9 protein-coding genes, 1 tRNA gene and 2 pseudogenes are annotated in these 10,090 nt (G+C 67.6%); 2 read left to right on the top strand and 10 right to left on the bottom strand.

Translation table 11 applies throughout. From position 1 onward, the window contains the following. Positions 1–989: pseudogene (dprA, locus tag x551_RS24435) on the top strand (DNA-processing protein DprA); the annotation flags it as partial. 85 nt (positions 990–1,074) lie between these two features. Next, positions 1,075–1,526: pseudogene (locus tag x551_RS14215) on the top strand (DUF494 domain-containing protein). Between the two features lie 33 nt (positions 1,527–1,559). Here the strand turns inward: x551_RS14215 and x551_RS14210 are convergent. From x551_RS14210 to x551_RS27440, 10 genes are all read right to left on the bottom strand, one after another. Continuing rightward, entirely contained in the window at positions 1,560–3,305 is a 1,746-nt protein-coding gene (locus x551_RS14210) for a DUF1631 family protein (protein WP_253950381.1), read from the bottom strand. Further along, positions 3,224–3,826, bottom strand: coding sequence for a DUF1631 family protein (locus x551_RS27455; protein WP_253950380.1), 603 nt, complete (start codon positions 3,824–3,826; stop codon positions 3,224–3,226). Before x551_RS27455 ends, x551_RS14210 begins: the two co-directional genes overlap by 82 nt. Before the next feature lie 96 nt (positions 3,827–3,922). Then, positions 3,923–4,957 carry a protein translocase subunit SecF gene (gene secF, locus x551_RS14205; protein ID WP_011827879.1) on the bottom strand — a complete coding sequence of 345 codons (1,035 nt, stop codon included), beginning with the start codon at positions 4,955–4,957 and terminating at the stop codon, positions 3,923–3,925. A gap of 18 nt (positions 4,958–4,975) precedes the next feature. Beyond that, the gene (secD, locus tag x551_RS14200; protein WP_011827878.1) at positions 4,976–6,856 is read right to left on the bottom strand and encodes a protein translocase subunit SecD; all 1,881 of its coding nucleotides are present in this window, start codon (positions 6,854–6,856) and stop codon (positions 4,976–4,978) included. Positions 6,857–6,992: 136 nt separating this feature from the next. Beyond that, positions 6,993–7,319, bottom strand: a complete 327-nt coding sequence (gene yajC / locus x551_RS14195) for a preprotein translocase subunit YajC (protein ID WP_011827877.1) — start codon at positions 7,317–7,319, stop codon at positions 6,993–6,995. Between the two features lie 207 nt (positions 7,320–7,526). Continuing rightward, positions 7,527–7,602 (bottom strand) — tRNA-Phe (locus tag x551_RS14190). A 33-nt stretch (positions 7,603–7,635) separates the two neighbouring features. Beyond that, positions 7,636–8,325 (bottom strand): response regulator, encoded by a 690-nt coding sequence (locus x551_RS14185; protein ID WP_011827876.1) that lies wholly within the window; start codon positions 8,323–8,325, stop codon positions 7,636–7,638. Next, entirely contained in the window at positions 8,246–8,581 is a 336-nt protein-coding gene (locus x551_RS27450) for an ATP-binding protein (protein WP_231497525.1), read from the bottom strand. Before x551_RS27450 ends, x551_RS14185 begins: the two co-directional genes overlap by 80 nt. Then, a complete protein-coding gene (locus tag x551_RS27445) occupies positions 8,551–9,339 on the bottom strand; it encodes a two-component sensor histidine kinase (protein WP_051512035.1) in 789 nt (262 codons plus the stop codon). The genes x551_RS27450 and x551_RS27445 overlap by 31 nt, the downstream gene beginning before the upstream one ends. Continuing rightward, on the bottom strand, positions 9,306–10,090 hold a 785-nt coding region (locus tag x551_RS27440; protein ID WP_253950379.1), incomplete at its 5' end, for a HAMP domain-containing protein. The genes x551_RS27445 and x551_RS27440, both read right to left, overlap by 34 nt.

Raw genomic sequence — 10,090 nt, 5'->3', positions numbered from 1 at the left:
GTCTTTGACGCTCCGCCCGTCGCCCTGAGAGAGCTGCTGACGGCGGAAAAGGCCGCGGCGTTGCGGTCGCCGCCCCCCTCGCTCGACGTACTGATCGAAGCGACTTGGCAGTGGCTTGACGCAGGGGAGGAGCGCCACGTGGTGGCGCTCGGCGACCCGGCCTACCCCCGCGCTTTGCTCGAGACCGCCGACCCACCCCTGCTGATCCATGCCGTGGGCCGCTTGGCGTTGCTGAATGCACCGAGCGTGGCCGTGGTTGGCAGCCGCAATCCGACGCCGCAGGGCGCCGAGAACGCCCGCGCCTTCGCCACCGCCCTGAGCCACGCCGGCCTGACCGTTGTATCCGGGCTGGCGCTCGGCATCGATGGCGCCGCCCACGACGGTGCACTGGCAGGCGAGGGGTCGACGATCGCGGTCGTCGGCACCGGGCTCGATCGCGTCTATCCGAAGCGGCATCTGAAGTTGGCTCACCGGATTGCCCGCGATGGCTGATGGTGAGCGAGTACGCGCTGGGAACGCCCCCGATTGCCGCACACTTCCCACTGCGCAACCGCCTGATCGCCGGCCTGACCCGAGGTACGCTGGTGGTCGAGGCCGCGTTGCAGTCGGGCTCGCTGATCACCGCACGGCTGGCGCTCGAAGCCGGTCGGGAGGTCTTCGCGATTCCGGGCTCGATTCACGCGCCCCAGTCACGCGGCTGTCACGCGCTGATCAAGCAGGGCGCCAAACTGGTCGACAGCGCGGCGGACATCCTTGAGGAACTGCGGTGGTTCGACGCGCCAGACAGGCCCTCGCCCACCACGTCAAGCCCGTCCGTAGAAGACCCGGTACTGGCCGCCCTCGGCCACGATCCCGTCACTCTTGACGCACTGAGCGCCCGGATCGGGTGGCCCCCAGCCGAATTGAGCGCTCGCTTACTGGCACTTGAACTGAGTGGCGACGTGGTTCGTTTGCCAGGCCAGTTGTTCCAGCGCCTCGTACAGGCCTGAGACCCTGCACGCTGAACGCCCCGCATCCGTGCCGGCGAATGCCGGCGGCGCCCTTCGCCTGACACCCCCTGTGGTATCTTGTCGCATGTTCGACGTGCTCGTGTATCTCTACGAAAACTACTGGCAGCCCGACGCGTGCCCCGATCACCGGCAGCTGTCTCGCAAGCTCTCTGCGGTGGGCTTCGAGAACGAGGAGATCGAGGACGCGCTGAGCTGGCTGGACGGTTTGGCGACGGCCGCCGAGTCACACAGCGGCGAGCAGAGTGCGCATGCGCTGCGCGTTTATTCGCCGATGGAGCAGGAACACCTGGGCGAGGCCTCGATCGGCTTCGTCAGCTTTCTCGAATCGGCCGGTGTGTTGCGCGCACCGATGCGCGAGATGGTGATCGATCGCGCGATGGCGATTCCCGCTGGTCCGCTGGCCGTCGAAGACCTGAAGATCATCGTTCTGATGGTGTTCTGGAGCTGGGTGAAGAGCCCGACGCACTGATCCTCGACGAGTTGTTCGTCGATGACGAGGATCGTCTGATCCACTGACGAACCGGCGCGGTTGCCGCGCCCCTCGTCCATTCAGTTCAGCAAGCGCTGCGGGTCAGCGTCTAGCTTGGCCAGCGCGCTGCGGGTCGCGCGCACCGTGAGGGCCTCATCTTGCGCCGGAACCAGCAGGCCGGCCTGCAGATAGGACGCCAGCCGGTGCTGCTGGAACAGCGTGCCGCGGCCCTGCTGCGAGACGAACAGGCTGAGTTGTTTCCGCATGCCATGCCAGGCCAGTTGCACCGACTCGATGCGACCCCGGTGCTCGAGCATGTACCAACCGCCGACCTGCAGTTCGCGCGCCCAGGCGATCATGGCTGGCGTCGGCATCGATCCCCCCTCAGTCACGATCTGCAGTTCGGTGCTTTCATGCCCTGACAGGTCCATCACGATGGACTCGTCGATCTGCATCTCGTCGGCATCGGGCAGCATTTCCTCGAGGTCCTCGAGTCGCGCCATCAACTCCTCGAGACGCTCGGCGGGAATCGCTGCCGCCTTGGCAGTGAAGGCCGCCGCCAGCGAGTCGTTCAGCGCCTGGATGTGCTCGTCCTGCTTCTCGGGAGCGAGGCCAGCCTCCGCCATGCCTTCGCGCAGCGTCTTCAGCAGCGGCGGGAGGCGGCGAATCACGTCGGCGCGTTCTTCACGCGACACCTTTGCACCCGCCGACCAGATGAGATCGGCGGCAGCGCGCTTCATGATCTTGGTGGCATCGCTGGCGGCTCCCGTCTTCAGCGCCATCGTGGCCAGCACATCGGCCCAGACATGGAACAGGAAGTTGCGCACGCCTTCCTGCACCGGCACCTCGTTGAGCATCTTGCGCAGCTCGATCGTGTACTGGATCGCCATCGTCTCGCGCTGCTCGACCTGCTGCGCGAGCGACACGCCCTTGCGCGTCGCCTCGTTCTCGGTCTTGAAATAATGCTCGAGGAAGCGCTCGAACTCGGTCAGGACGGTCTGGAACACCCGACGACCGGTGTCGGGGTAGGCCTCCACGACCTGCACCACGCGCTTGATTTCCTTGTCGAGCGCATCGCCCGCGGCCCGCGAGCTGATGTCGAAGCCCATCACGCAGGCGCCCATGCGGTCGATCAGCTTGCGCGCCGGATGGTCGGTGGTGGCGAAGAAATCGGGCTCGCTGACCGCCACGCGCAGCACCGGCATCTGCAGGCGAGCGAACCACACGCGAACAACCGCCGGGATCTTCTCTTCAGTCAGGATACTCTGGAACAGCAACGCCACGATCTCGATGGTGGCGCGCTCGACCGGCGTGCTGGCGGCTTCCTTGAGTGCCTGCTTGCGCTGCTGCAACTCCTGCAGCAGCGCCGGGGTGCTGATCGCGGCGCGCTCGTCGCGTCCGGTGGTGGCCAGTTGGCGCTGGATGCCGCTCTGCGCTTCCGCGATCGCCCGCTTGAAACCAGTTGAGGGCTGCATCTCCGCCGTGTCGGCGAACGATGGCACCTGCCGGCCCACCAGCTTGTTGAGTCGACCCAGCACCGCTTCCGCATGCCCGGCCGTACGAGCCAGATTGCTCATGCGCGTCATCAACCGGGTTTCCTCGCCGACACCGGCCCCGCGGGTCGACGTCGTCGTGCCGGCAATGACGACATTCGCGCGCCGCAGGCCGCCCTGCGCCTCCGCCATGTCGCCGAAGCCCGTCGTCACCGGGATCGACGCGACATGTGCGCCGGTCGAACGGCGGATCAGGGGCCGCAGGTCGATTTCGGGACGCACGCCCTCACCGAGCAGCCAGCGGTTGGTCTCGTGGTAGGACTCCTCGACCATCTCCCGAAGGCCGCGTGGATCACCTTCTGCACGGTCCGCCAGTGCTCCAGCGACAGGCCGGCCGACCGCCAGCTGTCGATCACGATACGTGCCACCACATGCGGTCGCAGCGCGTCGCCACTGTCGAGTTCCTCGCGACGCTCCAGGCTGGACATGCGGGCGCGCAGGTCCGTGAACTCCCACGAAGCCTTGTCCATCATGGCCAGCGCCAGGCGAGAGCTGAGGATTTCCACCTCGATGGTGTCGTCGTCGACCAGTTGCAGCGTGTCGCGCCCACTGCCCATGCTGGACGCCGCAGCTGCGCCGAGCGACGTCCTGCCGCCCGAGGTGCTGATGCGCGGCATGGCACCGAGGCTGTCGATCAGCGCCTGCTGCCACTGCGGTGCGGGTCGGGTCAGGTCGATGGCCGCGTTCATGCGCTTGTGCGCCAGCTGCGGTTCGGCCTTCTCGTTCGCCAGTCGGTGGGCACCGTCGAGCACCCCTTGCACCGCGGTCGGCACCGCGAGCAGCAGCGACTCCATATACACCCGCCGCGCTTGAGCGGCCAGGGCGGATGGGGCGGCTGGGGTGGCCATGGAGGATAGGGGCGGACGGTGATTAGACAGACTGTTTCAACTCTACACCACGGCCCCGGCATTCGGGTCGTCGGGATCGCCGCCCTTGACGCTGCCCGCCTTCATCAGATCCTCCCGCTTGACGCCCAGCCACATCGCAATGGCCGCGGCGACGAACACCGAAGAGTAGATGCCGAACAAGATGCCGATCGTCAGTGCGACTGCGAAGTAGTGCAGCGTCGCACCGCCGAACACCAGCATCGACAACACCATCATCTGCGTCGACCCGTGCGTGATGATGGTGCGGCTCATGGTCGAGGTGATCGCATGGTCGATCACCTGGTGCGTGTTCATCTTGCGATAGCGGCGGAAGGCCTCGCGAATCCGGTCGAAGATGACCACCGACTCGTTGACCGAATAGCCCAGCACCGCCAGCACGGCCGCCAGCACCGACAGAGAGAATTCCCACTGGAAGAAGGCGAAGAAGCCCAGGATGATGATCACGTCATGCAGGTTGGCGACGATCGCCGCGACCGCGAACTTCCATTCGAAGCGGATCGCAAGATAGATCATGATGCCGATGACGACGAAGCCCAGCGCCATCGCACCGTCGGTCGCCAGTTCCTTGCCGACCTGCGGCCCGACGAACTCGCTGCGCTTGAGCATCACCGGTTGCGCGCCGCCGGCGTCGCAGACCTGCGCGCTGACCGACTCGCCCTTGTCGCTGACCGATTGCGACTGCGTGACCTGACCGCCTTCGGCCGCGCACAGCGCGCTGAACACACGGCCCACCACCTCCTGCTGCTTGACGTCGCCCCGCAACGGCAGCCGGACCAGTACGTCGCGCGAGGTGCCGAAGTTCTGCACCTGCACCTCACCGAAACCGAGCGCCTCGACCGCACTGCGCACCTTGGGCACGTCGGCCGTCTTGGCGTACTCGACCTCGAGCACCGTGCCGCCGGTGAACTCGATCGACAGGTGCAGACCGCGCGTCACGAGGAAGAACACGGCGGCGGCAAAGGTCACGAAGGACACGACGTTGAAGATCAACGCGTGTTTCATGAACGGGATGTCGCGCTTGATGCGGAAGAACTCCATGGAACCGTCTCCTTCTACTCAGGCCTGGGCCGCCGGCGGCACAGCGCCGTCCGGACGCCATACCTGACCGATCGACACGCCCTTGAGCTTCTTGCGCCGCCCGTACCAGAGATTCACCAGACCACGCGAGAACAGCACCGCGGAGAACATCGAGGTCAGGATGCCGAGACAGTGCACAACCGCGAAGCCGCGGACAGGACCTGAGCCGAAGGCCAGCAGCGCAACGCCCGCAATCAGCGTGGTGATGTTCGAATCGAAGATCGTGGCCCAGGCGCGCTCGTAGCCGGTGTGGATCGCGGCCTGCGGCGAAGCGCCGGCGCGCAGTTCCTCGCGCACCCGTTCGTTGATCAGCACGTTGGCGTCGATCGCCATCCCCAGCGTCAGCGCGATCGCCGCGATGCCGGGCAATGTGAGCGTGGCCTGCAGCATCGACAGCACCGCCACCAGCAGCAGCAGGTTCACCGCCAGCGCAATGGTCGAGAACACGCCGAACAGCAGGTAGTAGGCGCACATGAACGCGGCAATCGCGGCAAAGCCGTAGATCACGCTGTTGAAGCCCTTGTCGATGTTCTCGGCGCCAAGGCTCGGACCGATGGTCCGCTCCTCGACGATCTCCATCGGCGCCGCCAGCGAACCGGCACGCAGCAGCAGCGCCGTATCGCTCGCCTCCTGCGTCGTCATGCGGCCCGAGATCTGGAAGCGCGAGCCGAGTTCACCGCGAATCACCGGCGCCGTCACGACCTCGCCCTTGCCCTTCTCGAACAGCAGGATCGCCATGCGCTTGCCGACGTTGTCGCGCGAGACGTCGCGCATGATGCGTGCGCCCTTGGCGTCCACGGTCAGGTGCACGGCCGGTTCCTGCGTCTGGCCGTCGAAACCGGGTTGCGCGTCGGTCAGGCTGTCACCGGTGAGGATGACCTGGCGCTTGACGATCAGCGCGGCACCGCCGCGCTCCACGTAGCGCTCGGCCCCGAACGGCACCGGCCCGCTGCCGGTCGCGGCGGCGGCCGCCTCGGCGCTGTCGTCCACCATGCGCAGTTCGAGCGTCGCGGTCCGGCCGATGATGTCCTTCGCCTTCGCCGTGTCCTGCACGCCCGGCAACTGCACCACCACGCGGTCCGCGCCCTGCTGCTGGATCACCGGCTCGGCCACGCCGAGTTCGTTGATCCGGTTGTGCAGCGTGGTGATGTTCTGCTTGATGGCCTGATCCTGCACGCGGCGCGCCGCCTCGGCCTTCAGGCTGCCGGTCAGCGTGAATTCACTGTCACGGGCCGCCTCGGACCACTGCAGGTCGGGCAGCGGCTCGGTCAGCACCGCCCGCGCGGCGGTGCGCGTCGCCGCGTCGCGGAAGGCGATCGTGACCGTGTTGCCTTCACGCGCGATGCCGGCGTGGCGGATGCTCTTGTCGCGCAGCAGGCTGCGGATGTCGCCGGTCAGCACATCGGCGCGCTTGGTGAGCGCCGCCTTCATGTCGACCTGCATCAGGAAATGCACCCCGCCGCGCAGGTCGAGGCCCAGGTACATCGGCAGCGCATGCAGCGATCGCAGCCAGGTCGGTGAACGCGACAGCAGGTTCAGCGCGACGATGTAGCCCGGATCGGCCGGGTCAGGGTTCAAGGCCTTGGCAATGGCGTCCTTGGCCTTGATCTGCGCATCGGTGTCGCGAAAGCGTGCCTTGATCGACGCACCATCGAGTTGCACGAAATCGGCCTGCAGTCCGGCCGCCTGCAAGGCCTGCTCGACGCGCGGCACCACCGTCGCGTCGACCTTCAGCGTGGCCTTGCCACTCGACACCTGCACGGCAGGTGCCTCACCGAAGAAATTGGGCAAGGTATAGACCAGCCCGACCAGCAGCGCGATCGCCAGGATCGCGTACTTCCACCATGGGTAGCGGTTCATTGCAGCATCCTCGGGGGCGACCCCCCGTCCTGGCACCGTGCCACACGGCGCCCTTGTTTGCACGAAAGGCCGCGACACCCAGCGGTGACCGCGGCCTTCGGGCCTCGCGCCGCACAGGCGGCACGATCGCCTGCGCTTACTTCAGCGTGCCCTTGGGCAGCACCTGCACCACGGCGGAACGCTGCACCTGCAGTTCCACGCCGCTGGCGACCTCGACATGCAGGTAGGTGTCACCGATCTTCGCCACCTTGCCGAGCACGCCACCGGCGGTGACGACCTCGTCGCCCTTGGCCAGCGCATCGACCATCGCCTTGTGCTCCTTCTGGCGCTTCATCTGCGGGCGGATCATCACGAAATACAGCACCACGAACATCAGCACGAGCGGCAGCATCGTGAGCAGGCTCGACTCCCCACCGGCGGCGGCGGCCGGAGCGGCCTGGGCAAAAGCTTCGGAAATGAACACTGTCTCGTCCTTGAATTGGTTGCACCAGCGACAGCGCGCATTGTAGTGCGCGCTCCCTCCCGGGCCGGTTGGAGCAGGCGCCGCGCAGAAGGTTCGATGGCGGGTGATATCCGGGGCAGGCCGGACTCGTCGACCGGTGGCTTCGAGGTGCCGGCTCGCCGGCACCTGGAATTGCAAACGGCCCCACACAGGGGGCCGTTTCGGATTTGGTGGCTCGGGGCGGAATCGAACCACCGACACGCGGATTTTCAATCCGCTGCTCTACCAACTGAGCTACCGAGCCAAGGGGCCGCAGTGTAGCAGCACCGCCGGCCGTTCAGGCGGCCGCGCCCTTCTTGCCCCGGCTGAGGTCCACGCCGAGCTGCTTGAGCTTGCGGTACAGGTGGGTGCGCTCCAGCCCGGTCTTCTCGGCCACGCGCGTCATGCTGCCGTTCTCGCGTGCGAGGTGGAACTCGAAGTAGGCCTTCTCGAAGGCGTCGCGCGCTTCACGCAGCGGCCGGTCGAGTTCGAAGCTCTGCTCGGGTTGCAGGCCGAGGGCGGTCGGCTGGGCGCCGGGCAGCCCGCCGTGCTGCGAATCGATGGCGAGCGCGTCACCGCGCTCGCCGGGACGCAGCGGCGTCACGGTGGCCACCGGCCGCGAGGCCGGCTTGGCCAGGCCCTGCTCGACGGCCCGCAGCAGCTTCTGCAGCGTGATCGGCTTCTCGAGGAAGGCCATCGCGCCGAACTTGATCGCCTCGACGGCCGTGTCGATCGTGCCGTGGCCCGACATCATGATCACCGGCATCGTGAGCAGGTTGCAGCTGCCCCATTCCTTGAGCAGCGTGACGCCATCGACGTCCGGCATCCAGATGTCGAGCAGCACCAGATCGGGCCGCGCACGCTCTCTCGACGCCCGGGCCTCGGCGGCGTTCTCGGCCAGTTCGACGCTATGGCCCTCGTCGCTCAGGATGTCCGACAGCAGTGCGCGGATGCCGAGTTCGTCGTCTACAACAAGGATGGTCGCCATGGGGTCCCGGTGCGTGGCACATGCCGTGTCGGCGTGGCCTCAAGGCTGACCCCGGGGGGCAGCCATTTCGAAAATGATAGCGAAACTTGTGCCCCCCGACAGACGGCGCGTCGCCCCTGGCCACCGCGTCGCCCGCGAGGTTGGCCAGGCGGATGCGCGCGCCATGCTCGTCGGCGATCTTCTTGACCACGGCAAGCCCGAGCCCTGTGCCCTTGGTCTTGGTGGTCACATAGGGCTCGAACGCACGCTTGAGCATGCGTTCGCTGAAGCCGGGGCCGTTGTCGGCGACGACCAGTCGCACAGCGCGCCACTCGCCGCGCTCGTTGAGTGCCCCTCGGTGCGCAGCCGGACCTGGCCGTCGGGCCGCTCGGCCACCGCGTCCAGCGCGTTCTGCACCAGGTTGTGCACCACCTGCCGCAACTGTGTGGCGTCGCCCTGGATCCGCGGCAGACCCTCGGCCAGCTCGACGCGCAGGCGGCCCGACTCCTGCACCTCCGCGTACAGGCCCAGCACCTCGGACACCAGCGCGTTGAGGTCCAGCGGCGCCAGCTGGGCCGCCGGCAGGCGGGCGTAATCGCGGAACTCGTTGACCAGCTGCTTCATCGCCTGCACCTGGGTGACGATGGTGCTCACAGACTTGGCCAGCATCTGCTGGTCCGGTACCTCCAGCTTGGCTTCGAGCCGGTGCTGGATGCGCTCGGCCGACAGCTGGATCGGCGTGAGCGGGTTCTTGATCTCGTGCGCGAGCCGGCGCGCCACCTCGCCCCAGGCCTCGGCGCGCTGCGCCGAGACGAGCTCGGTGATGTCGTCGAACACCACCAGCCGCGCGGTACTGCCCTGGCCGCCGGCCGGCAGCGGCGCGCCGCGCACCAGCAGGGTCAGCGGATCGCGGTCGGGGGCTGTCGTGAGTTCGAAGGAATCCTGCCAGTGGTCTCGGTCGCCGAGTTCGGAGCCGCTCTCGATCTGGTCGAAGCGTCGGGTCAGCGCCGCGTCGAAGCCCTCGAGGCCGGGCACTTCGGCGAGCCCGCGGCGAGATGGGCCGACAAGGGCACGCGCAGGATGCGGGTCGCACCGGCGTTCACGCTGTCGATGCGACGGTCGCGATCGAACACGATCACCCCGGCGCTCATGTTGTCGAGGATGGCCTGCAGCTTGCCACGCGCCGTCTCGAGCTCGGCCACGCTCTGCTCGACCAGGCCGCGGGCGTCGGCGAGTTGCTGGGTCATGTCGGCGAACGAGCGCGTCAGGCCGCCGAGTTCGTCGCCCGACGCGAACACCGGCTTCGGGCTCAGGTCTCCGCGGGCCACCTCGCGCACGCCGTCGGCGAGCAGCAGCAGAGGACGTGCCAGCCGGTTGCCGAAGGTCACCGCCAGCAGCATCGCGCCGAACACGGCAAGGATCAGTGTCAGCGTCAGCGTGCCGATGTACATCTTGCGCAGGCCCTCGCGCGCCAGCGAGCGTTGCTGGTACTCGCGGTAGGCGCTCTGCACCGCGAGCGCGTTGGCTGCCAGCGTGGCCGGCAACAGCTGGCTCACCACCAGGTAGCGGTCCTCGCGGCTGAGCGAGAAGCCGGTGGCCGGGATCAGGGCAATGACGCGTACGCGCGGCTGGCTCGGAGGCTGGTCGGCAACCGAGACGCCGGGGATGCGCGTGGCAGCGCCGTCGTCGTCGAGCCCCTCGATCTGCGTGGTCACGCGCGCCGTGCGTGCCTGCCGCAGCAGAGCCAGACCCGGTCGCTCGGCGCCAGCACGCGGCGGCGCCGGCG

Source organism: Methylibium sp. T29 (genome assembly GCF_000576205.1).
Classification (GTDB): Bacteria; Pseudomonadota; Gammaproteobacteria; order Burkholderiales; family Burkholderiaceae_C; genus Methylibium; species Methylibium petroleiphilum.
Note: the sequence above shows the minus strand (reverse complement) of the source record. Positions and strands in the feature narration are given on the sequence as shown.

Coding starts and splice junctions, on each gene's coding strand:
- x551_RS14210 (WP_253950381.1), bottom strand. CDS start 3,305: ATGGTCGAGGAGTCCTACCACGAGACCAACCGCTGGCTGCTCGGTGAG.
- x551_RS27455 (WP_253950380.1), bottom strand. CDS start 3,826: ATGGAGTCGCTGCTGCTCGCGGTGCCGACCGCGGTGCAAGGGGTGCTC.
- secF (WP_011827879.1), bottom strand. CDS start 4,957: ATGGAGTTCTTCCGCATCAAGCGCGACATCCCGTTCATGAAACACGCG.
- secD (WP_011827878.1), bottom strand. CDS start 6,856: ATGAACCGCTACCCATGGTGGAAGTACGCGATCCTGGCGATCGCGCTG.
- x551_RS14185 (WP_011827876.1), bottom strand. CDS start 8,325: ATGGCGACCATCCTTGTTGTAGACGACGAACTCGGCATCCGCGCACTG.
- x551_RS27450 (WP_231497525.1), bottom strand. CDS start 8,581: ATGCTCAAGCGTGCGTTCGAGCCCTATGTGACCACCAAGACCAAGGGC.